1 pseudogene is annotated in these 349 nt (G+C 65.8%); it reads left to right on the top strand.

The window, feature by feature from the left end:
• A pseudogene (locus tag AC1DIP_RS22390) lies at positions 1 to 349 on the top strand (IS5/IS1182 family transposase); the annotation flags it as partial.

Genomic DNA, 349 nt, shown 5'->3' with positions numbered 1-349 from the left:
CCGAGGCGTTGACTTTTGATCTGAGGTGGAAGGCCGCTTGCGGTTACGGGCTGACCGATACCGCGTTCCATCCGAGCACGCTGACGTACTGGCGAAAGCGGCTGGCCGCCTCGTCGGATCCGCACCGGATCATGGAAGCCATCGCCAAARTCGTCGCGGAAACCGGGGCTTTGACGGGTAAGCGCCGACGGGCGGTGGATTCAACGGTCCTGGACGACGCGGTCGCGAGGCAGGACACGATCACGCAGCTGATCGCCGCGGTCCGCCGCTTCGGCCGGGACATCCCGGGCGGACAAGAACTCGTGACCGCCCACGCCACGGGCTATGACTACATCCGCACGGGTAAGCC

Source organism: Pseudarthrobacter sp. 05T312, assembly GCF_056396685.1.
Note: the sequence above shows the minus strand (reverse complement) of the source record. Positions and strands in the feature narration are given on the sequence as shown.